The 22,431-nt window shown below is 71.8% G+C and carries 22 protein-coding genes; 11 read left to right on the top strand and 11 right to left on the bottom strand.

Annotation, left to right across the window (positions count from 1 at the left end; translation table 11 throughout):
* Positions 1-73 precede the first annotated feature (73 nt).
* On the top strand, positions 74-346 hold the full coding sequence (locus ACFE76_RS09660; protein WP_375431536.1) for a hypothetical protein: 273 nt from the start codon (positions 74-76) through the stop codon (positions 344-346).
* Here the strand turns inward: ACFE76_RS09660 and ACFE76_RS09655 are convergent.
* Positions 322-777, bottom strand: coding sequence for a ribose-5-phosphate isomerase (locus ACFE76_RS09655; RefSeq protein WP_375431535.1), 456 nt, complete (start codon positions 775-777; stop codon positions 322-324). The two genes, ACFE76_RS09660 and ACFE76_RS09655, sit on opposite strands and share 25 nt — an antisense overlap.
* 76 nt (positions 778-853) lie before the next feature.
* Here ACFE76_RS09655 and pepN point away from each other — a divergent pair, with 76 nt between their 5' ends.
* Complete coding sequence (gene pepN / locus ACFE76_RS09650; protein WP_375431534.1) at positions 854-3,460, top strand: aminopeptidase N; 2,607 nt, start codon at positions 854-856, stop codon at positions 3,458-3,460.
* Positions 3,453-4,298: a DNA-3-methyladenine glycosylase family protein gene (locus ACFE76_RS09645; protein WP_375431605.1), complete on the top strand. Its 846-nt coding sequence runs from the start codon at positions 3,453-3,455 to the stop codon at positions 4,296-4,298. Before pepN ends, ACFE76_RS09645 begins: the two co-directional genes overlap by 8 nt.
* A gap of 258 nt (positions 4,299-4,556) precedes the next feature.
* Here the strand turns inward: ACFE76_RS09645 and ACFE76_RS09640 are convergent, their stop codons facing one another.
* On the bottom strand, positions 4,557-5,885 hold the full coding sequence (locus tag ACFE76_RS09640) for an SWIM zinc finger family protein (RefSeq protein WP_375431533.1): 1,329 nt from the start codon (positions 5,883-5,885) through the stop codon (positions 4,557-4,559).
* A gap of 47 nt (positions 5,886-5,932) precedes the next feature.
* Between ACFE76_RS09640 and ACFE76_RS09635 the strand changes: the two genes are divergently transcribed.
* Entirely contained in the window at positions 5,933-9,589 is a 3,657-nt protein-coding gene (locus ACFE76_RS09635) for a DUF6493 family protein (RefSeq protein WP_375431532.1), read from the top strand.
* Between the two features lie 53 nt (positions 9,590-9,642).
* On the opposite strand, the gene ACFE76_RS09630 is transcribed toward ACFE76_RS09635, so the two are convergent.
* Complete coding sequence (locus ACFE76_RS09630) at positions 9,643-10,038, bottom strand: DUF5130 family protein (protein ID WP_375431531.1); 396 nt, start codon at positions 10,036-10,038, stop codon at positions 9,643-9,645.
* Positions 10,019-10,345 (bottom strand): hypothetical protein, encoded by a 327-nt coding sequence (locus ACFE76_RS09625; protein ID WP_375431530.1) that lies wholly within the window; start codon positions 10,343-10,345, stop codon positions 10,019-10,021. Before ACFE76_RS09625 ends, ACFE76_RS09630 begins: the two co-directional genes overlap by 20 nt.
* 124 nt (positions 10,346-10,469) lie before the next feature.
* Here ACFE76_RS09625 and pyrR point away from each other — a divergent pair, with 124 nt between their 5' ends.
* From pyrR to ACFE76_RS09605, 4 genes are read left to right on the top strand one after another with little or no spacing between them, the layout of a single operon-like run.
* Positions 10,470-11,012: a bifunctional pyr operon transcriptional regulator/uracil phosphoribosyltransferase PyrR gene (gene pyrR, locus ACFE76_RS09620; RefSeq protein WP_375431604.1), complete on the top strand. Its 543-nt coding sequence runs from the start codon at positions 10,470-10,472 to the stop codon at positions 11,010-11,012.
* On the top strand, positions 11,012-11,965 hold the full coding sequence (locus tag ACFE76_RS09615; protein WP_375431529.1) for an aspartate carbamoyltransferase catalytic subunit: 954 nt from the start codon (positions 11,012-11,014) through the stop codon (positions 11,963-11,965). The genes pyrR and ACFE76_RS09615 overlap by 1 nt, the downstream gene beginning before the upstream one ends.
* Positions 11,965-13,236 carry a dihydroorotase gene (locus ACFE76_RS09610; RefSeq protein WP_375431528.1) on the top strand — a complete coding sequence of 424 codons (1,272 nt, stop codon included), beginning with the start codon at positions 11,965-11,967 and terminating at the stop codon, positions 13,234-13,236. The genes ACFE76_RS09615 and ACFE76_RS09610 overlap by 1 nt, the downstream gene beginning before the upstream one ends.
* A 43-nt stretch (positions 13,237-13,279) precedes the next feature.
* Positions 13,280-14,089 (top strand): DNA-formamidopyrimidine glycosylase family protein, encoded by an 810-nt coding sequence (locus ACFE76_RS09605; RefSeq protein WP_375431527.1) that lies wholly within the window; start codon positions 13,280-13,282, stop codon positions 14,087-14,089.
* A 4-nt stretch (positions 14,090-14,093) separates the two neighbouring features.
* Here ACFE76_RS09605 and ACFE76_RS09600 read toward each other — a convergent pair whose 3' ends face one another.
* A complete protein-coding gene (locus tag ACFE76_RS09600) occupies positions 14,094-14,603 on the bottom strand; it encodes a DUF4333 domain-containing protein (protein ID WP_375431526.1) in 510 nt (169 codons plus the stop codon).
* A 150-nt stretch (positions 14,604-14,753) separates the two neighbouring features.
* Between ACFE76_RS09600 and ACFE76_RS09595 the strand changes: the two genes are divergently transcribed.
* A complete protein-coding gene (locus ACFE76_RS09595) occupies positions 14,754-15,077 on the top strand; it encodes a VOC family protein (RefSeq protein ID WP_375431525.1) in 324 nt (107 codons plus the stop codon).
* A gap of 19 nt (positions 15,078-15,096) precedes the next feature.
* On the opposite strand, the gene ACFE76_RS09590 is transcribed toward ACFE76_RS09595, so the two are convergent.
* Positions 15,097-16,002 carry a DMT family transporter gene (locus ACFE76_RS09590; protein ID WP_375431524.1) on the bottom strand — a complete coding sequence of 302 codons (906 nt, stop codon included), beginning with the start codon at positions 16,000-16,002 and terminating at the stop codon, positions 15,097-15,099.
* An 86-nt stretch (positions 16,003-16,088) separates the two neighbouring features.
* Between ACFE76_RS09590 and ACFE76_RS09585 the strand changes: the two genes are divergently transcribed.
* Complete coding sequence (locus ACFE76_RS09585; RefSeq protein WP_375431523.1) at positions 16,089-16,718, top strand: mechanosensitive ion channel family protein; 630 nt, start codon at positions 16,089-16,091, stop codon at positions 16,716-16,718.
* Between the two features lie 7 nt (positions 16,719-16,725).
* Here ACFE76_RS09585 and ACFE76_RS09580 read toward each other — a convergent pair whose 3' ends face one another.
* Positions 16,726-17,157: an OsmC family peroxiredoxin gene (locus ACFE76_RS09580; protein WP_375431522.1), complete on the bottom strand. Its 432-nt coding sequence runs from the start codon at positions 17,155-17,157 to the stop codon at positions 16,726-16,728.
* Positions 17,158-17,232: 75 nt separating this feature from the next.
* On the opposite strand from ACFE76_RS09580, the gene ACFE76_RS09575 reads away from it, so the two are divergent.
* Complete coding sequence (locus tag ACFE76_RS09575; RefSeq protein ID WP_375431521.1) at positions 17,233-17,640, top strand: globin; 408 nt, start codon at positions 17,233-17,235, stop codon at positions 17,638-17,640.
* Positions 17,641-17,647: 7 nt separating this feature from the next.
* On the opposite strand, the gene ACFE76_RS09570 is transcribed toward ACFE76_RS09575, so the two are convergent.
* The 4 genes from ACFE76_RS09570 to ACFE76_RS09555 form a co-directional block, all read right to left on the bottom strand.
* Complete coding sequence (locus tag ACFE76_RS09570) at positions 17,648-18,697, bottom strand: NAD(P)-dependent alcohol dehydrogenase (protein WP_375431520.1); 1,050 nt, start codon at positions 18,695-18,697, stop codon at positions 17,648-17,650.
* A 9-nt stretch (positions 18,698-18,706) separates the two neighbouring features.
* Complete coding sequence (locus ACFE76_RS09565; protein ID WP_375431519.1) at positions 18,707-19,546, bottom strand: acyl-CoA thioesterase; 840 nt, start codon at positions 19,544-19,546, stop codon at positions 18,707-18,709.
* Between the two features lie 10 nt (positions 19,547-19,556).
* Positions 19,557-20,285, bottom strand: a complete 729-nt coding sequence (locus ACFE76_RS09560; protein ID WP_375431518.1) for a Type 1 glutamine amidotransferase-like domain-containing protein — start codon at positions 20,283-20,285, stop codon at positions 19,557-19,559.
* Positions 20,286-20,555: 270 nt separating this feature from the next.
* A complete protein-coding gene (locus ACFE76_RS09555) occupies positions 20,556-22,367 on the bottom strand; it encodes an AMP-dependent synthetase/ligase (protein WP_375431517.1) in 1,812 nt (603 codons plus the stop codon).
* Between the last annotated feature and the right edge of the window lie 64 nt (positions 22,368-22,431).

The following is a 22,431-nucleotide window of genomic DNA, read 5'->3' as shown; positions in this document are numbered from 1 at the left end:
CGGTTGCCGGGATCGGGGCGGTCGCGGGTCTACCGGTGGTCGTTTCCGGGAGTTGACCACTAACGTGGGCGCCATGAGTGGTGCGTCAGCACCGGGGACCCGCTCCCCGGGACCGCACGGCGGGGGCACGTACGCGGGACAACCGCAGCAGTCACGGGACCTCTGGCCCCGCGACTTCGGGCGGGACGGGGTCTCGGGTCTGGTGACACCCGACCGTGCTCTTCGGGCGCGGGACGTGTCGCGTGCCGACGTCGCGGACGAGGAGCTGGCCTCCGACGTGCTCGCCGAGCTGTTGGCGCGCGTCGACGGACGCCGAACCGGTCAAGCCCCGCGGCGCCGTTCGTAGTCCGCGAGCAGCGCGATCCGGCGGGCGTGCCGTTCCTCGCCGCTGAACGGGGTGGCCAGGAAGACCCGGACCAACGCCAACGCCTCCTCCTCGGTGTGCATCCGGGCGCCGATCGAGATCACGTTCGCGTCGTTGTGCTGGCGGGCCAGGGTCGCGGTGTCGACGTCGTACGCGAGCGCCGCCCTCGTACCAGTCACCTTGTTGGCCGCGATCTGCTCGCCGTTGCCCGAGCCGCCGATGACGATGGCCAGCGAACCGGGGTCGGCCACCGCCCCCGCGGCCGCCGGGATGCAGTAGACGGGGTAGTCGTCCTCGGCGTCGTAAGCCGCGGGCCCGTGGTCCACGACGTCGTGGCCGTCAGCGACCAGGGCCGTCACGAGGTAGTTCTTGAGGTCGAAGCCGGCATGGTCGGTGCCGATGTGTACGCGCATGGCAGCAGTGTGGCAGAGGCCACTGACCGCGCCCCGGAGGAGCAGCACTGTCACCACCCCGTGACAGGATCGGTCCATGTTTCCCGACAACCTGACGCGTGCGGAAGCCACTCACCGGTCAGGCCTGCTCAGCACCGCCCGCTACCACCTAGAAATCGACCTCTCCGGCCGCGACGTGGCCGAGCCGACCACGCTCTTCCTCTCGACCTCCACGATCAGCTTCACCGGGCACGACACCGGTCAGACGCACGTCGACCTGATCGCGGAGTCGGTCCGCAGCGCCACCCTCGACGGGCAGCCGCTCGACCCGGCGACGTTCGACGGCGCCCGGCTGCCGCTGGCGGTGACCCCCGGTCAGCACGAGCTGACCGTGGTCGCGGTCTGCCGGTACAGCCGCAGCGGCGAGGGGCTGCACCGCTTCGTCGACCCGGTCGACGACCGGACGTACCTCTACACCCAGTTCGAGGTCGCCGACGCGCGTCGGATGTTCGCGAACTTCGAGCAGCCCGACCTGAAGGCCCGGTTCACGGTGTCGGTGGTGGCGCCCGAGGACTGGCAGGTGGTCTCCAACGGCACGCTGCTGGCCCGCGACGCGGTGGCTGAGGGCCTGGTCCGCGCCCGGTTCAGCGAGACCGAGCTGGTCTCGACCTACCTGACCGCCCTGGTCGCCGGAGACTACGCGCGGGTCGACTCGAGCTACGTCGCCCAGGCCGGGGAGCTGGCGATGGCGCTCTACTGCCGCCAGTCGCTGGTGCAGGACCTCGACGCCGAGGAGATCCTGACGATCACCACCAACGGCTTCGCCGTCTTCGAGGGCCATTTCGGCTTCCCCTACCCCTTCGGCAAGTACGACCAGGTCTTCGTCCCCGAGTACAACGCCGGCGCGATGGAGAACATCGGCTGCGTCGTCTTCCGGGACGAGTACATCTTCCGCAGCCGGGTCACCGCCGCCTCGCGGTCGCGGCGCCAGGACACGATCCTGCACGAGCTCTCGCACATGTGGTTCGGGGACCTGGTGACGATGCGCTGGTGGGACGATCTGTGGCTGAAGGAGTCCTTCGCCACCTGGGCGTCGAACTTCGCGGTCAGCGAGCAGTCCGACGACCAGCCGGCCGTCTGGGCCCGCTTCCTCAGCGGCTTCAAGACCAACGCCTACCGCGCCGACCAGCTGCCCTCGACCCACCCGGTGGCCGCCGACATGGTCGACCTCGAGGCGGTCGAGTCGAACTTCGACTCGATCACCTACGCCAAGGGCGGGTCGGTGCTGGTCCAGCTCGTCGGCTACGTCGGCCGGGACGCGTTCCTCGCCGGCGTGAAGACGTACTTCGCCCGGCACGCCTTCGGCAACACCTCGCTGGCCGACCTGCTCGCGGCGCTGCAGGAAGCGTCCAGCCGCGACCTGTCCGCCTGGTCGGCCCAGTGGCTCGAGGCCGCCGGGGTCAACACGCTGACCCTCGAGCTCGAGGACGCCGACGGCCAGGTGACCCGGGCCGCGGTCCGTCAGAGCGCGCAGCCCAGCTGGCCGACCCTGCGCGACCACCGGGTCCGGCTCGGGGTCTACGCGCTGACCGCCGGGGTCCTGGAGCGTACGGACGTGGTCGAGGTCGACGTGAGCGGTGAGCTGACCGAGGTCGAGGCCCTGGTCGGCCGCGACCGGCCCGACCTGGTGCTGGTCAACGACGACGACCTCACCTACGCCAAGACCCGGCTCGACCCGCAGTCGCAGCGGACGGCTCTGGCCGCGCTGCCCGGGCTGCCCAACCCGTTGTCGCGGGCTGTGCTGTGGCAGGCGATGTGGGACGGCTGCCGCGACGCACTGCTGCCGGCGGACGCCTTCGTCGACCTGGTGCTGCGAGGGGTCGGCCGTGAGGGCGACGCGACGACCGTCGGCCTGCTGCTCGCCCAGGCCGCGACGGCCGTCGCCAGCTACACGCCGCTGGCCAGCCGCGCCGCGACTGCGACCTCCTGGCAGCAGGGGCTGCTCGCGCAGCTGGGCGCCGCGACTGCCGGCTCGGACGAGCAGCTGTCCCTGGCCCGCGCCCTGGTGGCGTCGGCCCGCGACGACGGTCCCGCCGAGGTCGTTGCCGGCTGGCTGGCCGGACAGGACGTGCCGGACGGACTTCGCGTCGACCAGGACCTGCGCTGGGCCATCGTCGGCCGCCTCGCCGCGCTCGGCCGGCTCGACGAGGCCGCGATCGCGGCCGAGGAGTCAGCGGACGGGTCGGTGACCGGCCAGGAACGCGCGGCCGGTGCCCGGGCCGCACGACCGACCGCGGCGGCGAAGGCCGAGGCGTGGCAGTTGGCCGCCGACGGCGACGACATCCCCAACTCCCAGCAGAGCGCCATCTGCCTCAGCTTCTGGCAGCGCGGCCAGGACGAGGTGCTGGCGCCCTACATCGACCGGTACTTCTCGCTGGTGGAGGACATCTCGGCCTCTCGCGGTGTCTGGGCGACCAAGGGAATCTCGTTGCGCAAGAGCGCGCTGCGCAACCTGTTCCCTTGGCCGACCGACCAGCAAGACTTCCTCGACCGACTGGACATCTGGCTCGCCCGGACCGAGGTCGGCAGCTCCGCGCTCCGGACGGTGCTGGAACGACGCGACGAGACCCTCCGGGCCCTCGCCTGCCAGGCGGTCGCGCCGCACCTCCTCGGGCCGCACCTCCTGGGGGCGACCGCTGGTTGAGGTCGAGGTCGTCCGCCCGTTCGCCGGGGCGGCGCTGCTGGACTTCCTGCACCGACACGCTGTGACCGGCGTCGAGAGTGGCGGGGTCGAGCAGGGGACATCCCGGTACGCGCGGACGCTCCGGCTGCCGCACGGCCCCGGGGTGGTGCGGCTCGCGTGGGACGGACGGCGGCTGACCGCCGAGCTGCAGGTCGATCCCCAGGACCGGCCCGAAGCGCTGGACCGCGTCCGGCACCTGGTGGACGCGGACGCCGACGTAGCCGCCGTCGACGCCCGTCTCGGAGCGGACCCCGACCTGGGCGACCTGGTCCGGGCCACCCCGGGGCTGCGGGTCCCGGGCGTGCTGGAGCCGGCCGAGATGGTCTTCCGGACCGTCATCGGTCAGCAGATCTCGCTGGCCTCGGCCCGGACCTGCGCCGCGACCATCACCGCCCGGCACGGCGACGCCGTTGCAACCGGGGACGCGGCACTGACCCTGCTCTTCCCCACCGCTGAGGCCCTCGCGGCGGTCGACCCGACGACGTTGCCGATGCCGCGGTCGCGCGGCCGGACCATCGTCGTCCTCGCTGAACGGCTGGCTGAAGGTCGGATCGACCTCGCCGACCCCGACCCGATAGCCGTCCGTGCGGCCCTGCTGGACTGCCCGGGGATCGGTCCCTGGACCGCGGACTACGTGCTGATGCGCGTCTGTCACGCGCCGGACGTCCTGCTCAGCACCGATCTGGTGCTCGCCCGCGAGCTGGTCGCCCGCAGAATCGTGGACCCCGCCGCCTGGTCGCCCTACCGCTCGTACGCGGCCCTGCACCTGTGGCACGCCTTCCTCAACCGTCCCGCCTAACCCGAGCTCCAGGCGTTGAGCAGGTGGGCGCCGGCGGCGCTCGAACAGCAACTGCTGGGGAAGCGACAAACATCGGGCGGCCAGACCACGGTCCACGCACAGAGTGTGAGTGAGCGTCCCGTAGTCGGGACACAAACTCACAGTCTGTCGGGCTCAGGGCTTTCGCTGAAGACATGACGAGTGCCGGGCCGACGGCGCTTGATGGTAGCCGAGGTGGGCGGGCTCCGACGTCTGGTGCGGATGACCGCCAAAACGGTCTCAGCGGCGGGCGGCCGTGAGGTGGACCGCGAGCGCGTGCTTGCACGGGCCGCGATTCGTGCCGTTCTGGGCGTACCAGGGGCAGGTGCAGCCGAAGCCGTCCGTGGTCTGCCGCACGAGGTGCACACTGCTGCCGCTGCTCACCTCGGTGACCGCTCCCTTCGGCTGGAGGGCGCCTGCCGCCACCAGCCGACGTGCGTCGGCAAGGCGAGGGTGCATGGACTCCAACAGCTCGCGGTCCCAGGGCAGCTCGCGGGTGAAGTAGGCGCCCTCTGCGGCGTCGTAGCCGACTCGGCCCGCGGCGGCCAGCTGGGCCAGCGCGACGAGGACGCGACGGCGGTCGAGCCCGGAGTCGCGCGCGAGCCGGTCCACGTCGAGCACGGGGTCGTAGGACAGCAAGGCGGTGAGCAGCAGCGCGTCGTCGACGGCGTGCGGGTCGGCAAGGTCGAAGAGCAGGCCGCCCTCACCGGAGAAGCCACGCATCGCCGCCGCGCTGAGGGTCAGCGAGAACCGCCCGTCGGGCAGGTCGAGCTGCCACAGCGACACCCCGGGCCCGGGCGTCGCCGGTCCGTACACCGACAGGCGGTCGGCGTACGCCAGCATCGGTTCGAGCACCCGGAGGCGCGCGGGGCCACCGAGCGGTACGGCGCCCGCGGCGGCCGAGGAGGTGAGCCGGAGGCCGTCGCGCGCGCGTACCACGTAGAGCATCGAGCGACCGTTCGAGCTGGCCGGCAGGTTCCGCAGGAATCGACGGGCTTCGGCGGTGCTCAGCTCAAACCGCCGGACCAGGCCGACCGAAGCCGCCTGCGCCTCGGCGAAGCCTCGCACCCAGCGGGTCGGCAACGGCACCTTGCGCTCGACGATGCTGGTCCGCATCGTCGTCACCGTGACGTCGGTCCCCACCTTCAGGTGCAACGGGCCTTCGGAGCGGACCTCGGCTAGAGCCTCGCGGACCGGCGAGTTGAGGTCGACGTTGGTGGTCCCGGTCCGCAGCGGCGCCCCGTCCATACCCCCCGGCAGTACGTCATAGCGGGCGGCGACGCCGCAGCACGCCGAAAAGCTCTCGAAACGCAGCCGGTCGGTGTTGGCGGTGACGACGGGGTCAGCGGCGGCGACGATGGCCGCCACCATGCTGGGCGGGAGATAGAAACGGGAGCGCGCGACCGACGCCACCAGCAGCAGGGCGGCCGCCGCCTGGGCGGGATGGGTGAGGAAGTTGTCGACCATCAGCGCGGGCGCAGCGCTTTCGCTGACCAGCAGGACATTGGTCCCCAATGCGTCGGTGGTCGCCGCCGAGGGGGCACGGTACGTCAGCACCGTCTCGCTCATTCGACGACTCTAACCCGCGACGGCCGTAGGGGTGTCAGAATGCCGCGGTGACCGGTGCCGAGCTCGAGTGGTCGTCGCTGGCAGCGCTGCCGCCGGCACTGGTCGGCGGGCTCGTCGTGGAGTACGGCGAGCGGGCCCGCACCAGCACGGAGGACGAGAGCTGGCGCCGGGGCTCGTCGACCATTCGAGCCGTAGGCGATGCGCTGGCGGCTGCTGCGACCGGTGCTACGCCCGCTCAGCCGACGTTGGCGATGCCCGGCTGGTTCGGGGACGTGGTGATCGCCCAGCTGCGTGCGCCGCGCGCGGTCCTTGTTCGGTCCGCCCAGTCGATCCGCGCCCTCGAACGGCTGGGCCTGATCCAGCTCGAGCACTCCACCGACTACGCCCTGGCGATGCTGCACCTGTCTGACGACTGGGTGCGCTCGGGTGACGTGACGGAGGACCTGCTCGTGCAGGTCGAACGCGACCCTGCGCTGGTGGACCGGATCGTGCACCGGCTCGCCGCGGACGAGTGCGAGCGTGGGATCAGCCCGCAGGACGACCGGCCGTTCCGGGGGAGCTGGCAACAGCCTCTGGCCGCCGCCGTGGTCTCCGACGAGCGGGCACGGGGGCTCGCGGTGGCCGCATGTCTCGGCGGTCTGGCCGGCGAGCCGACCGCCGACCTGACGGCGTGGTACGTCGCCATGCTCGACGCCCTCGCGGTTACCACCGAGGAGCTCGCCGTCCACCAGCCTGCGGTCCGCCGCCTGCTGACCACTGCGTCGCCAACGGTGGTGACGTACGGCGTCCGCCGGCTGCTGCAGCTCGACCGGGCCCAGCTGCTCGACGACGACGCGACCGCTACGGCTTTGCAGCCGGCCGTCACGATCCGTTCCAGGACGACGGCCCGGCTTGCAGTCCGGCTACTCGCCGCCATCGCTGACCGCTCACCGACATCCGAGGTGGTTGCGGCTGCCATGGCGGCACTCGGGCATATCGACGCGGAGGTGCAGCGGCAGGCTGGCCGGGTGCTGCTGGCCCGCGGTCCGGACGGTATTCCGGCTGGAGAGTTCGCGGCCCTCGAGCCCAGCGTCCAGCACGAGCTCAGTGCTTTGCTCGAGCAGGCCGCGGTCCGGCCCGCGGTGCGACCGACGTCATCCCTTCACCACCACCACAAGCCCAGCCGGACGCGGACCCGGACGCCCAGCGATCTTGCCGCCGTGCCGCCCGCCGTACTGGGCGGACTCCTGGTCGAGCACGGCGAGCGCGCCAGGTCCCGGATCTTCGAGGAGCGCTGGGAGAAGGACGCCGCACTCTCCTGGGCGGTTGCCGACGCCGTGCGGGACGCGCTCGACGACAAGGAGCCACACACTCCCACGACCCGGATGCCCACCTGGCTGGCGCCCGCGCTGCGGCACAGGCTCGCCGACCTCGAGTTCTTCACCCGGAAGAACTTCTTCGACGTGCGGGTGGTCGAGCGCGCCGGGCTGGTCGACCTGGAGCACGACGACCAGTACGTCACCGCGATGATCTGGGGCTTGGCCGCCTCCTGGACTCACGAGAGCCGCGCGGTAGGTCAGCCCGAGCAGTGGTTCGCCGGCGATCCGGAGCTGCTGGACCGTACGTTCTGGCGGATCTTCGAGGTCCCCGGCAACGGGTCGATCAGCCTGTTCCAGACCGACCAGTACTCCTCGGGCGCCTGGCAGCGGGCCGTCCTCGTCATGATCGAGGACGGCCGGATCGACCGAGAACGGGTCGTCGACGCGGCGCTCTCCGCCCTCGGTGGTGAGTGGCCGGGATACCGGCTGCAGTGGTTCGGGCACCTGCTCGAGGCGCTGGAGATCTCGGTCGCCGAGCTGGCGGCACGCCAGCCGGCTCTCCGCCGGCTGCTGCGGTCGACCGAGTCGGCCGCGATCACCCCCGCCCTGCGCTGGCTCGCGCTCCTTGGACGCGCCGGGCTGCTCGACGACCGCGAAACGGCCGCCGAGCTGGGGCCGGTGATGACCGCACGCACCAAGACCCACGCTCTGAACGGGCTCGCCGTGCTCAAGGCGATCCACCAGCGCACGCCCGACGCCGAGGTCGTCGTCCGCGCTCGCGAAGCCTTGGCCCATCCGCACGCCGACGTGCAGCGCGCGGCTGCTGCCCTGCTCAGTCGCGCCGGAGCCGACCAGCAGCTGACCGCGGCTGCGGGCGTGCTCGATGCGGTGGTCCGGCGCGAGCTCGGTCTGGGCGGTCCGTCCGCTGGACCAGCCGCCCCGCCGGCGACTGGGCTCGAGCTTCCATCGCTCCTACCAGTGACTACGACCGACCTGCTCGAGCGGCTGGCCGCGCTGATGGAAGACGCGAGCGACCCGTTGGAGCTCGAGCTGGTCCTCGACCAGCTGGCGCGGACCGACAACCCAGCGCTCCTGACCCCGCTGCTGAAGCGTGCCAGCGCGATCGTGGATCGCGGCCACGGCGGCGACTGGCAGGGAGACACGTGGCTCGGCGGCCAGGTGGCGCGCCTGGTCACCGTCGCGTGCGGACAACCGCTGCCGGTGAGCCGGCCGAAGGGGCCTGTCCTCGCCTTCCTGGTGGACCGGCTCGGCGAGGTGGAGCAGATCCTCGAACGGCGCGCCGGGCCAGGACCGCTGGTCGCCACCCCGGACGTGGCGGCCGGCTGGGTGAGCGCCGAAGCTCTGGTACGCCGCCTTCGTGCCGGCAGCCCGCACCGACGGCCGGCGGACCTGGTCGCCGGGTTCCTCCGACTGCATCCCGAGAGTCGGCGCGAGGCCCTGGCCGACGCAGACCTGCCGGGCGAGCTCGGCCAGGCCTTACGACATGCGCTTGGAGACGACCAAGCGACCACCGCCGACGTCAAGGACGTCGACCTCTGGGTGGCGGCGTCCCGCGCCCGCGCCCCGCTGGCTGACGACCCGGTGCTGATCGGCGCCGGGCTGTACGAGGCCGGGGAGGGTATCGGGCTGGACTTTGCCGTCACGGCGCTCCGCCACCGCGAGGTTCGGGGAGTGCTGGGGATGGTGACGTGGGATGAAGAGTCCTGGGAGACCGAGGTCGTGCTCGCCCACGCCTCGCGTCGATCCCGAGGCGACCGAGTACGGCGACCCACCGCGCTCCCGGCACACCGCCTGGGCGAGCTCGAACACGTCGACGCAGCCTGGCACGCCTGGGCGGCCACCGTCTGGCCGCACGACGCCGAGCACTTCAGCGACCACGCGCTCCAGCCCATGCTGGGCAGCGCTCAGTGGAGTGTTGGCAGCGGTGACGCCGCGCACGTGCTCCGCGCCCTCGGCCGACACCCCGGCCGCTTCGGTCCACTGGCCGCGTCCGTCCTCGCGCTCGGGCTGACTGCGGGACGACTGGAGGACCGGGTCCTGGCCGCCGACGTGTTCCTGCACCTCTTGGGCGGCGCGCTGCCGGCCCCGCAGCTCGCCGACGCGATGTCGGCGATGGCCGGACCGAGCAAGGCCACCCGCTGGGCCGAGAGCCTCCGTAACGCCGCCTCCGGTGGGGGCGGAACCGCAGTGGTCGAGGTGCTCACGCACCTGGTGCCGCAGCTGCCGTCCAGCCACCACGGCCTGTACGCGCTGCTGGACCTGCTGCATCAGGAACAGCTGAGGCTGGGCGGTCCTGTGGACGACCCGGCTCTACGCACCTGGCTGGCCGAGCTGCGCGGCAGCAGCAGGAGCGCCCGCTCCGCCCGAGCCCTCCTTGCCCTCTGAGCTGTCAGACCCTCACGAGGCTCAAGCCCCCTGAGGTTCTGACAACTCGGGCGTCAGCGGCGGGCGGCGTGCAGGGTCTTGGGCTTGCGGGCGGACTGGCCGAGCTGCTGGACGCCGGTGGCGAGGCCACCGACGATGTCGCCGGCGGCGAAGGAGGTCTGCATCGAGGCGGCGGCGAGCCGGCAGTCGAAGTCGTCGAGGACGCGACGAGTCCCGGCGCCGGTGACGATCTCCAGGGCTTGCAGGGCGGGGTCGCACATCACCAGCACGGATCGGTCGGGGTCGGGCAGGCCTGCGTGCAGGCGTTCGGCGTAGAGGCGCGCGTCGTCCTCGGAGAGGCCGACGAAGATCGAGAACCTCAGGCCGGAGAAGCGTTCGGCTACGGCGACCGCACGCTCGAGCCGGAGGTGGTCGGTGGGGGTCAGCGGCTCACCAGCGGGCACCGGCACCCCCGGTGCTCTCGGTCGGTCCGTCCTGGCCGGAGGCGACGCCGGCGCTCACGGCGTCGTGGCCCGCCTCGATCGCCTCCCGGCTGCCGGGGTCCTGGGTGGCCGGTTCGATCCGACGGCCGTTCACCCAGACCGGCTGGTTGGCCACCGCGGGCACGCCCATGTTGCCCTTCGTCGCATGGTGCACCCGGGCGATCACCGCGACCAGCGCGATCACGACCAGCGGCAACCCGACCAGCAGCCCGAGCACGTGCAGCGCCGGCGGGTCGGGCGCCGCGGGCCAGCCGGGCAAAGTCTCGAGAGGCATTAGCATGCTCGTGAGCTCGTTCACCCCTCCACCGTAGCGGGAGGGGCGCCGCACCAGCGGACGAGCCAGCCGGAAGGGGTCAGCGGAGTTGTCAGAGCCCGGGACGGCGACCTCCCGCCTCGTGATGGACGCCGACCAGATCACCCGGACGTGCGCACGGATGGCCCACCAGGTGCTCGAGGGGAACCGTGGAGCCGCAGGCCTCGTGGTCCTCGGCATCCCCACCCGGGGCGTCACGCTGGCCGAGCGCCTCGCCGCCGCGATGACCGAGGTCGAGGGGGTCGCGATCCCCGTCGGCGCGCTGGACATCACGCTCTACCGCGACGACCTGCGCCGCCACCCCACCCGCGCCGTCGGCCGCAGTCGACTGCCCACCAGCGTGGACGACGCGGTGGTCGTGCTGGTCGACGACGTGCTGTTCTCCGGCCGTACGGTCCGCGCGGCGCTCGACGCACTCGGCGACCTCGGCCGCCCCCGCGCCGTCCGGCTGGCGGTGCTGGTCGACCGCGGCCATCGCGAGCTGCCGATCCGCGCCGACCACGTCGGCAAGAACATCCCGACCCGTACGGATGAACGGGTCAGCGTCCGGCTGACCGAGGTGGACGGGGTGGACGAGGTCACCATCGCCCCCGGCGACCCCGGTGGTCCGACGGAGGTGGCCCGCTGATGCGGCACCTGCTGTCCGCCGCCGACCTCGGCAGAGGCGAGACCACGCAGATCCTCGACCTGGCCGAGGAGATGGCCCAGGTTCAGGCCCGTCCGGTGAAGAAGCTGCCCGCCCTGCGTGGCCGGACCGTGGTCAACCTCTTCTTCGAGGACTCGACCCGTACCCGGTCCTCGTTCGAGCTGGCCGGCAAGTGGCTGTCGGCCGACGTGATCAACGTCAGCGCCAAAGGTTCGTCGGTCTCCAAGGGCGAGTCGCTCCGGGACACCGTGCTGACCGTCGCGGCGATGGGGGTCGACGCGCTGGTCATCCGGCACCACGCCTCCGGCGCCCCCGCGCAGGCCAGCCAGTGGGTGGACGCGCACGTGATCAACGCCGGCGACGGCACCCACGAGCACCCCACCCAGGCCCTGCTCGACGCGTTCACGCTGCGCCGCCACTTCCGGGTCACCGAACCCGACCGGACCACCTTCGACGGCAAGGTCGTCGTGATCGCCGGGGACGTCACCCACTCCCGGGTCGCGCGCAGCAACGTGCTGCTGCTGCGGACGCTTGGCGCCGAGGTGGTGCTGGTCGCGCCGCCCACGCTGATGCCCTCGGGTGTCGACAGCTGGCCGGTCGCCACGAGCTCGGACTTCGACGAGGTGCTGCCCGAGGCCGACGCCGTGATGATGCTGCGGGTGCAGCGCGAGCGGATGTCGGGCGGCTACTTCCCGACCCCGCGCGAGTACACCGTCGGCTACGGCCTGACCCGCGAACGCCTCGGCCGGCTCAAGCCGGGCGCGGCGATCTGCCACCCCGGGCCGATGAACCGCGGGCTGGAGATCTCCGCCGACGCCGCCGACGCGGCCAACTCGCTGATCCTCGACCAGGTCGCCGCTGGGGTGGCGGTACGGATGAGCGTGCTGTACGAGCTGCTCGGCGGCGAGGACAGCCCGGCTCGAGGAGAGAACTGATGTCCGACGTGCTGGTCACCGGCGCCGACCTGCTCAGCGCCGGTCGTGGCGATCTGCTGCTGCGCGACGGGCGCTTCGCCGACCCCGCGACCGCGGCCGCCGACACCGAGCGGCTCGACGCCAGCGGACTGGTCGCGCTGCCCGGGCTCGTCGACCTGCACACCCACCTGCGCGAGCCGGGCCGCGAGGACGCCGAGACGGTCTCGACCGGTACGGCCGCGGCGGCGCAGGGCGGCTTCACCGCCGTGCTGGCGATGGCCAACACCCGGCCCGTCACCGACACCGGCGAAGCGGCCGCCCACCTGGTCGAGCTCGGCCGCCGCGAGGGCTACGCCGAGGTCGTACCGGTCGGCGCGGTGAGCAAGGGTCTGGACGGTGAGGAGCTGGCTGAGCTCGGCCTGATGCACCGCTCCGCAGGAGTGAACGTCTTCTCCGATGACGGCCACTGCGTCGCCGACGCGCGCCTGATGCGGCGGGCGCTGGAGTACGTCCGGGCGTTCGACGGGGTGATCGCCCAGCACGCGCAGGACCCGCGGCTGGCCGGCCCCGACGCCTGCTGCCACGAGGGCGAGCTGTCCGGCCGGCTCGGTCTGCCCGGCTGGCCCGCGGCCGCGGAGTCGACCATCGTGGCCCGCGACGTGCAGCTGGCCCGGCTGACCGGGTCGCGGGTACACGTCTGCCACGTCTCCACCGCCGAGACCGTCGAGGTGCTGCGCTGGGCCAAGGCCCGCGGGATCCGGGTCACCGCCGAGGTCGCGCCGCACCACCTGCTGCTCACCACCGCCGAGGTCGGCGGCTACGACCCGACGTACAAGGTCAACCCGCCGCTGCGGCCCGACGAGCACGTCGCTGCGCTACGCGAGGCGCTCGCCGAGGGGACCATCGACGCCGTCGCCACCGACCACGCCCCGCACGCCCGGCACGACAAGGAGCACGCCTTCGCCGAAGCCGCGTTCGGGATGCTCGGCCTCGAGACCGCGCTCGCGGTGGTGGTCGAGACTATGGTGCTACCGGGACGGCTGAGCTGGGGCGAGGTGGCGCAGCGGATGTCCGTGGTTCCAGCGCAGATCGCCCGGCTGACCGGGCAGGGCCGTCCGCTCGCGGTGGGCGAACCCGCCAACCTGACCCTGGTCGACCCGACCGCGCGCCAGGTCGTCGACCGGGACGCCTCCGCCTCGCTCTCCCGGAACAACCCCTGGCACGGGCGCGACCTACCCGACCCAGTCGTGGCGACCTTCTGGGCGGGTCGGGCGACGTACCGCCGGCCGTGACCCCTCTCCCCCGACCGCTTGTGCCGCTCGGCAGACTGACCGGGTGCCCGAAGGTGACAGCGTCTACCTGGTCGCCCGACGTCTCTCTCCCGTCCTGACCGGACGGACGCTGACCCGGGGCGAGCTGCGTGTGCCGGCGCACGCCACCGACGACCTCGCCGGCCATACCGTCCTCGAGTTGGACACCCACGGCAAGCACCTGCTGACCCGGTTCGACTCGGGCCTGAGCCTGCACACCCACCTCAAGATGGACGGTTCCTGGTCGATCACCGGGCCGGGCAAACGGCTGCCGCGAAACCTGCTGCCTGAGGTCCGGGTGCTGATGGAGACCGACCGCGGCTCCACGGTGTACGGGGTCTCGATGCCGGTGGTCCAGCTCGTCCGGACCGCTGAGGAGTCCGAGGTCGTCGGCCACCTCGGGCCGGATCCGTTGCGCGCCGACTGGAACGCCGACCAGGCCGCCGCCAACCTCGCCGCCCAGCCCGGACGTCCGCTCGCCGCGGCGCTGCTCGACCAGCGGAACCTCGCCGGGCTGGGGAACCTCTGGGTGAACGAGCTCTGCTTCCTGCGCGGCCACAGCCCGTGGACGCCGGCCGGCGAGACCGACCTCAAGGCCGTGGTCGCGCTCGCCGCGCGGACGCTGCGGCACTCCGCACTCGTGCCCGGCGCCTACCAGGTCACGACGGGGAACAACCGGCGCGGCCAGGACCACTGGGTGGCCGGCCGCTCGGGTCAGCCGTGCCGGCGCTGCGGCACCGTGATCGAGGTCGCCGCCGAGGTGCCCGGGGACCCGAACCGACGGCGGACCTGGTGGTGCCCACGCTGCCAGCCCGGCCCGGGGCCGGACCGCTGAGGCTCTAGATGAGGTCGAGGGTGAACGTGCCGTCGGCGTCCTCAAAGAGCACGACCACGGCCCACGGGTCGCCGTCGATGGTGGCGTGGCAGACCGTGACGACGCCCTGGGCGACGGACGGGGTCGCCGGGCAGGTCAGCTGGGTGACGTTGCCGCCGTCCTCGAGGATGACTTGGCTGACCGCGCTCTGCAGGGTGCCGCCGGCCAGGTCGTTCGTGGGCGCGGAGTCGAGCCGGCCGGTCAACGGAGCGTTCCAGCCGCTGCCCCCACCCTCGCCGGGACCGAGTCCCGCACCACCCACGAGCACGACCACCAGCGCGACCACCGCCACCAGCAGCGCTGTTCCGGCGAGGATCAGCGCGGCCAGCGAAGCGTGCGAGGGTCGGGGGGTTGGGGCCGGCATCGGCGGCGTGGGCGGGCCGGGCGACCAGCCGTACCCAGTGGAAGGTGCGGGCGGGACCGGTGGGCGTCCGTACGCCTGCACGCGTCCCGGCTCGTACTGGTAACCCGACATGACGTGTCCTTCCCGAGGGCTCAGCGTGCGGTCGCCGTGCTACGTCGGAACCGAGGACGTGCGACGGTGGGAGCGTAATCGGGTAGCACCCGCTGATCGGGTGGTCGATGCAGTTTCGTTACGGCTCAGGTGAAAGGCGGTGAATGATCGGTGTTCGGACGGCCGCACCACGTCGTGCTCGATGCCCCCGACCCGGCCGGCCTGGCCGCCTTCTCCTCCGCGCGGCTGGCGCTGCCGGTGACGTTCGGTACACCGGACGGGGTGGTCGTGGCGGCCGACGACCAGAGCTCGGGCTGGCGTCCGAGCTCGCGGCAGACCGCCGCAGTGGCCCGATCCCGCGTATCCCCAACAGATGCACGTCGCGTCATCGTCGAGGACCCGGCCCAAGCGAGTGCTGCCGTGCTCGCCCTGGGTGCGCGTCTGCTCGATCCAACCCGACTGGTCAGACGCTCAGGGTGCTCGGGCACCGCCTAAGTCTGACAACTCGGCATCCTCAGGGGAGGGCGACCGGCCGTGACGGGCGGCGGGCGATGGCCACCCCGACCAGGGACAGGACCCCACCGAGCATGGCGAGCAGGGCGGGAACCTCACCCAGCAGCAGCCAGCCGAGCGTGATGGCGATGGGTGGGACGGCGTAGGTGGTCACGCCCAGCTGTCCGGCGGTGGTCCGGCTCAGAGCGAAGGCCCAGGTCGAGAAGGCGAGCGCCGTCGGCACGACGCCGAGGTAGACCACGCCGAGCACCGATCGGGTCGGCGCGGCGGCGACCTCGTGCAGCAGCTGACCGGCGAACGGCAGCGTCACCACCGTACCGACCAGGCAGGCCAGCCAGGTGACCTGCAGACCGGGAACCCGACGCAGCACCACCTTCTGCGCCACCATGGCGACCGAGTAGACGACCGCGCTCAGCAGCACGAGCAGCACGCCCGCGACGTCGGCGTCCCCGGTACTGGTCGCAGATCCGAACGCGCCAGAGGCGACCCCGATCACCAGCGTCCCGGCGAAGGCGACCAGCCCGCCGATCACCAGCATCGGCGGGAACCCCTCCGCCAGCACCAGCCCGGCCAGCGCCCCGATCAGGATGGGCGCCACCTGGATCAGCATCGCGGCAGTCCCGGCGTCGACGTGCCGCTCGCCTGCGTTCAACGCCAGGTTGTAGACCCCGAACCAAGCGACTCCGATCAGCGCGACCAGGGCCCACTCGCGTCGACCGAGCCGCACCCGGCGGCGGCCGACCATCGAGAGGGTCAGCACCACGCTGCCGACAAGCAGCCGGCCGAGGGTCAGCGACCCCGGCGAGAAGTGCGGGCCGACGTAGCGGATGACCACGAACGCCGACGCCCACGCCAGCACGGTGATCCCGACCGCGACCAACAGGCGCCAGTCTCTGGGGCTGCTCACCGGCTCACTCTGCGGGCTCGCGCGACGGCACGCCATTCGGTTCTCGGGCCGAGGGCCCCAGCCGGCCCGATATTAGGGTGGAGGCCATGCCTGACTGGTTCCCCTCCAACCTCACCGAGACCGCACTGTTCGTGCCGCTGCGGATCGCGTTCCTGCTGGTGGTGGCAGTCGTCGCCCGAGCGGTCACGCACCGCCTGATCAGCCGGGCCGTACGCCAGGCGGTGGGCCGTTCGCCGCACTCGCGCTTCCGCGCGGCGCAGGCGTTCATGGACGCGACCGGACTGCCGACCGACCGCCGCGAGGCGCGGATCGCCGCGCTGGGCTCGCTGGCCCGCAGCGCCTTGACCTTCCTGATCGTGCTGGTCACCGCGTTGATGGTGTTGGGCGAGCTCGGCTTCGACGTCACCACCATCGTGGCCGGCACCTCCGTCGTGGCGGTGACAGTGGCGTTCGGGCTGCAGAACGTCGTCAAGGACCTGGTCTCCGGCGTCTTCATGCTGATCGAGGACCAGCTGGGGGTCGGCGACTGGGTCGACCTCGACCAGGCGTCCGGTCGGGTCGAGGCCATCGGCCTGCGGGTCTCGTCGCTACGGGACGACGCCGGCACGGTCTGGTACGTCAGGAACGGCGAAGTCATCCGGGTCGGCAACTTCTCCCAGGGCGGCGCTGGGCGCCCGCCGATCACCGAGACCGAACCGGCACCCAGCGCCAGCTAGCTCGAGGTCAGGCCTCAGCCAGCGACGCCTTGAGCGTGATCGTCGTGCCGGTGAGCGCCTGTGACACCGGGCAGTTGGCCTTCGCGTCCTGAGCTGCTTCCTCGAACTCGAGCGGGGTCAGACCGGGGACCACGCCGGTGACCGTCAGCGTGATGCCGGTGATGCCCTCGCCGGCCTGGAAGGTGACGTCAGCCTTGGTGTCGATCGAGGTCGGTGGGTTGCCGGCCTGGGCGAGACCGTGGGAGAGCGCCATCGAGAAACAGGTGGAGTGGGCGGCCGCGATCAGCTCCTCGGGGCTGGTCTTGCCGTCGGACTCGTTGGCGCGGGAGGCCCAGCTGACCTCGAAGCTGCCGGCGCCGGAGGTGATGAGCTCGACCTCGCCCTGGCCCTCCATCAACGAACCTTCCCAGTGGGCCTCCGCGGTGCGAACCGTTGCCATGTCTTCTCCTTGCGTGGTGCTGGATGTGGGATCGGGTGTGCGCGACCTACTCTGCCAGAGGGCAGAATGGAGCCGATGACCGAGCCAGCACCCCTGCAGACCTTCTACGACGCCGTCGGCGGACGCGACACCTTCGTGGCTCTCGTCCGGCGCTTCTACGAGGGCGTCGCGACCGATCCGCCGCTGCGGGCCCTCTACCCGGAAGAGGACCTGGCCGACGCCGAGACCCGCTTCCGGATGTTCCTCGAGCAGTACTGGGGCGGTCCGACCACCTACAGCGAGCAGCGCGGACACCCCCGGCTGCGGATGCGGCACATGCCGTTCGAGGTCACCCTCGACATGCGCGACCGCTGGCTGCACCACATGCGGGACGCCGTCAACTCCCTCGACCACCTCACGCCGGCGCAGGCGAACGAGCTGTGGAGCTATCTCGAGCGCGCCGCCCACTCGATGGTCAACTCACCGACCGGCCTGCAGCTCTAGGGGCTCCTCAGATCCGCTTCGTCCCCGGGTAGACCATGGGCTTGAGGCTGTGCGGGTCGGTCCGGGAGGCGCTCAGCGCCTCGGTCACCTGCTCCAAGCCGAAGCGACCGGTGACCAGCGAGTCGAGGTCGACCGAGCCCGACGCGGCCAGCGCGATCGCACCCGGGTAGCAGTTGGCGTAGCGGAACACCCCCGTCACCACCAGCTCGCGGATCTGGATCGTCGCCACCGGCAGCATCATGTCCGGGGCGCCGAGACCGACCATCACGATCCGGGCGGCGGGCGCGGCGACAGCGAAGGCGCCCTGAACGGCCGGGGTGGCGCCGCTGCACTCCAGGATCACGTTGACCGGGTCGATCTGTTCGACCAGCGGACCGGCCGCGGCGTTCACAGTCTGGGTCGCGCCGCGCTGCCGCGCCACCTCCAGCCGGTGGTCGTTGGTGTCGCTGACCCCGACCCAGGCGGCCCCGCGCGCCCGTGCCACGTCGGCGCACAGCAGACCGACCGGCCCGGCACCGGTCACCAGCACCCGGTCGCCGGGCTCGATCGCGGCCTTGTGGGCGGCCCAGACCGCGACCGACAGCGGCTCGATCAACGCAGCGGCCTCATCCGACATGCTGTCCGGCACGGGATGGGCGCGGACCGAGTCGAGGACGACGTAGTGGGCGAACGCGCCGTCCACCGGCGGGGTAGCGAAGAAGACGACCTCCGGACACAGGTTGTAGCGACCGGCCAGGCACTGCTGGCAGCGCCCGCAGGTCTCCTGGGGCTCCATCGCGACCCGCTGCCCGACCGTACGGTCGGTGACGGCCTCGCCGAGCGCCCGGATCGTCCCGGACGCCTCGTGGCCGAGGACGAGCGGCTCCCGGACCACGAAGTCGGCGATCCGACCGTGCTCGAAATAGTGCACGTCCGATCCGCAGATTCCTACGGCCGCCACCTCGACCAACACCTGGTGGGGCCCAGGTCTCGGCACCGCCGCCGGGCGGACCTCGACCTCCCGCTCCTTCAGCAGCACGGCTCGGGTCTGGTCACTCGGCGTTGAGTTCGTGGTCACGGCGGCAGCCTAACCGGCACCACAGACAGTGTCAGGAGCCCACCGGGACAGGGCCGCGCGCTGGTCCGGCGTCAGCGGAGCGGTGCCGACCACGACCGTACGCGCGGTGGCGTAGACGCTCGCGTCGGCGGGGTCGCCGAGCTCCGCCGCGAGGGTGAACGAGCGCCGGCCCAGCGCGCTGACGCTCGTCCGGACCTCGTACGGGGCGATCCGGAAGTCCAGCGGCCGCCGGTACTCCAGGTCCTGCCGGGCCACCAGCCAGACGTCTTCCGGCTGCCAGCCGAGCGTCGCGCGCATCACCGCGATCCGCGCCTCCTGGACGTAGTCGTAGAACTTGACGTTGTTGACGTGACCGTAGGAGTCGAGGTCGGACCAGCGCACCACCAGCGGATAGCGGTGCGCCGGTTCGGTGACGGGTAGCCGCGCCAGCGGCCGCAGCGGCGTCGCGGTGTCCATCGCGCCGGTCAGGCAGCCGCGTTCGACCTCGGTCAGCCGCCGCAACCTGCCCGCGGCGAGGTCGTACGGGGTGGCGGTGGTCCGGGCCCGGGCGGCCAGCACGTCGCCGTCGTAGACCTCGTAGCCGACGGCGAACCGGCTCGCCCCGACCTGGTCCACCCACAGCTCGAGCCGTAGCGGCCGCTCGGAGAAGGTGACGGGCGCGAGGTACTCGACCTGATGGCTGGCCACCAGCACGCCGGTCTCGAGCAGCTGGCCCATCTCCGGCGGACCCCCGAGGAGGAAGTCGACCCGGCCCTCCTGCAGGTAGTCCAGGAAGGCCGAGTTGTTGATGTGACCCTGGGCGTCCATGTCGCCCCAGCGCATCGGGCAGAGGTAGTGGTGCCGCGTCACGCCCGGCATCCTAGAGCCGGCGGGTCTCCAGCCGCGTCTCGACCGCACTGCCGTCCCCGGCCGCCTCCACCCGGTACGCCGCCTTGCCGTCCTCCTCGGTGACCGCCTCGACGAACTCGGTGCCGCGGTATTGGACCCCGACCCCGTCGTCGGTCGCGTAGCCGGTGGGCAGCACGCCGCGGCCGACCAGGGACTGGAAGAGCGGCCGGCGCTGCTCCTCGGAGTCGTAGTGCACCCCGTTGGAGAACGGCACCAGCGCCAAACCGTCGGTGATCGGGCGCAGGTCGGGCCCGTAGGAGTCGGTGGTCCCGCCGACGTGCCAGCAGATCGAGCCGGCCGAGATGCCGGTGAGCACCACCCCCGACTGCCACGCCGTCCGCAGCGCGGCGTCGTAGCCGTGCAGCCGCCACATCGCCAGCAAGCCGGCGACGCTGCCGCCGAGCACCCAGACCACGTCCTGCTCCAGCAGGAAGGCCGTCGGGTCCTCGACGTTGGGCATCGGGAAGGACGTCAGGTGGGAGGCGTGCAGCCCCCGGACCTGCGCGGCTTCGTGCAGCGCACCCAGCGCGCCCGGGTCATCGCCGGCGGCGGTGGCGAGGAAGCAGATCCGGGGAGCCCGGCCGGTGACGCCGGCGAGCTCGATCGCGTGCTCGGTGAGCGGGCCCAGCTCGAACCGGGTCCGGCGGCCGGGAACCAGGCCGCCCGACGTGGCCAGGATGGTCGGGGCGTCGGCGCTCACGGCCACACTCTAGGCCGCGGTCACGGCAGGTGCTGCTGCAGGAAGGCGCGCTCAGCGGGCGCGACGCTGCGCCAGAAGCCCTCGTCATGGGCGCCCGGCTGGGAACCGCCTGGACGGTGCCGAAGTGCTTGGTCACGCCGGAGAGCTCCACCGCGGGGAGCGTGGAAGTGGTCATGGCTCCACCGTGGTGGGCGCGAGGACCCCGGTTCCTCGCCCGCGCGTCACGACCTGGGGGCGACAGACGTCAGGCCGAGCGCAGGACCCCGCCCGTCAGACGACGTCGTACATGCCCGCCAGCAGGTGGTCGTACTTCTTCTCCACGGCCCTACGGCGCACCTTGAGGCTGGGCGTGACCTCGCCCTCCTCCACGCTGAGGTCGCTGGGCAGGATCTCGAACTTCTTGATCGTCTCCCAGCGCTCGAGCTTGGCGTTGGCGACGACGACGCAGCCGTCGAGCAGCTGCCGGACCTCCGGTACGGCAGCAAGATCATCTCCGGGGCTCCTGTCCACCCCGTGCTGGTCGGCCCACTCCTCCACCGCCTCGGTGTCGAGAGTGAGCAGAGCGGTGATGTACTTCCGACCCTCGCCGTGCACCAGCACCTGGCTGACGTACGGGCAGGCGGCCTTGAGCGTCCCCTCGACCTTCTGCGGGGCCACGTACTTGCCGCCGGAGGTCTTGATCAAGTCCTTCTTGCGGTCGGTGATCCGTAGATAACCATGATCATCCAGCTCGCCGATGTCGCCGGTGGAGAACCAGCCGTCGCCGTCGATCACCTCGGTGGTCGCCTCCGGCATGTGGTGGTAGCCCCGCATCACGGCACCGCCCTTGATCAAGATCTCGCCGTCGGGAGCGATCTTGACCTGCGTCCCCGGCATCGGCGGCCCCACCGTGCCGAAACGTACGGCCCGCGGGTTGTTCACGCACGTCGCCGCCCCGGTCTCGGTCAGACCGTAGCCTTCCAAGATCAACAACCCGGCGGCGTAGAACCACTCCTGGACCTCACGGTTGAGCGCCGCGGAGCCGGACACGAAGAACCGGATCCGGCCGCCCATCCGTTGTTTGATCTTGCTGAACACCAGCCGGTCGGCCAACGCGTACTGGACGGCGAGCGCCCCGGTCGGCTTGCCGCCCGCGAGCCGGATCGGGCTGGTCCGGCGACCGACGGCGAAGGCCCAGTCGAAGATCCGGCCTTTCACCCCGGACGCGGCCGACGTCATCACCTTGGCGCGGACCTTCTCGAAGATCCGCGGGGCCCCGGCCATGAACGTGGGCTGGACGACGCCCAAGTTGTCCACGATCTTGTCGATGTTGCCGTCGACGGCGGTGGCGAAGCCGATCCGCAGCTGCGCGGCCAGCAGGACCTTGCCGAACACGTGGCTGAGCGGCAGCCACAGGTACTGCAGGTCGTCGCGGGCGATGATGTCGAACTCCTCGATCGCCGCGCCCAGATAGGTCCAGTTGTCCTGCACGAGGCGGACACCCTTGGGCTGGCCCGTCGTGCCGGAGGTGTAGATCAGGGTCGCCAGCTGCTCCGGTCCGGTCCCGGCGATGGCGTCGTCCACCGCTGACGGCTGGCCGGCGAGGTGAGCCCGGCCCCGCTCGGCGAGCTCGGCCCAGCTGATCACCCGGTCGTGCGCGACGGCACCGGTGAGCTGGACGACCACGGTCAGGCCCGGCAGGTCGTCCAGGTGGTCGAGCACCTTCGAGACCTGCACCTCGTCCTCAGCGAAGACCACCTTCGACTCGGAGTCACTGAGGATGTAGGCGACGTCCTCGTGCTGGGTGCTGGGATAGACGGTCGTGGTGGCCGCGCCGGCGCACATCACCGCCAAATCGGCGAGGATCCACTCGACGCGGGTGTTGGACGCGATGGCGACACGGTCCTCGGGCCCGATACCCAACGCCAGCAGTCCCGCCGCCAGCTCGAACGCCTGATCCTTGGTCTGGTCCCACGTCAGGGAGACCCAGCGGTCGCCGTCGAGATAGCGGAGGGCCTCACGACCACCGGAAGCGGCGACCTGGGTCAGCAGCATGGCCGCCACGGATCTGTGCCTCGAGGTCAGCAGCGACGACTCAGTCATGACCGCAGCGTAACCAACCTCGGAGGGCGGTGTTGGACCAAGACCACCCTCCTCAGGTCCCGCC

This window comes from uncultured Friedmanniella sp., assembly GCF_964244005.1.
Taxonomy (GTDB): Bacteria; Actinomycetota; Actinomycetes; order Propionibacteriales; family Propionibacteriaceae; genus Microlunatus.
Note: the sequence above shows the minus strand (reverse complement) of the source record. Positions and strands in the feature narration are given on the sequence as shown.

Coding starts and splice junctions, on each gene's coding strand:
- ACFE76_RS09580 (WP_375431522.1), bottom strand. CDS start 17,157: ATGGCAACGGTTCGCACCGCGGAGGCCCACTGGGAAGGTTCGTTGATG.
- ACFE76_RS09640 (WP_375431533.1), bottom strand. CDS start 5,885: ATGAGCGAGACGGTGCTGACGTACCGTGCCCCCTCGGCGGCGACCACC.
- ACFE76_RS09655 (WP_375431535.1), bottom strand. CDS start 777: ATGCGCGTACACATCGGCACCGACCATGCCGGCTTCGACCTCAAGAAC.
- ACFE76_RS09575 (WP_375431521.1), top strand. CDS start 17,233: ATGACCGAGCCAGCACCCCTGCAGACCTTCTACGACGCCGTCGGCGGA.
- ACFE76_RS09660 (WP_375431536.1), top strand. CDS start 74: ATGAGTGGTGCGTCAGCACCGGGGACCCGCTCCCCGGGACCGCACGGC.
- ACFE76_RS09615 (WP_375431529.1), top strand. CDS start 11,012: ATGCGGCACCTGCTGTCCGCCGCCGACCTCGGCAGAGGCGAGACCACG.
- pepN (WP_375431534.1), top strand. CDS start 854: ATGTTTCCCGACAACCTGACGCGTGCGGAAGCCACTCACCGGTCAGGC.
- ACFE76_RS09585 (WP_375431523.1), top strand. CDS start 16,089: ATGCCTGACTGGTTCCCCTCCAACCTCACCGAGACCGCACTGTTCGTG.
- ACFE76_RS09600 (WP_375431526.1), bottom strand. CDS start 14,603: ATGTCGGGTTACCAGTACGAGCCGGGACGCGTGCAGGCGTACGGACGC.
- ACFE76_RS09610 (WP_375431528.1), top strand. CDS start 11,965: ATGTCCGACGTGCTGGTCACCGGCGCCGACCTGCTCAGCGCCGGTCGT.
- pyrR (WP_375431604.1), top strand. CDS start 10,470: ATGGACGCCGACCAGATCACCCGGACGTGCGCACGGATGGCCCACCAG.
- ACFE76_RS09555 (WP_375431517.1), bottom strand. CDS start 22,367: ATGACTGAGTCGTCGCTGCTGACCTCGAGGCACAGATCCGTGGCGGCC.
- ACFE76_RS09625 (WP_375431530.1), bottom strand. CDS start 10,345: ATGCCTCTCGAGACTTTGCCCGGCTGGCCCGCGGCGCCCGACCCGCCG.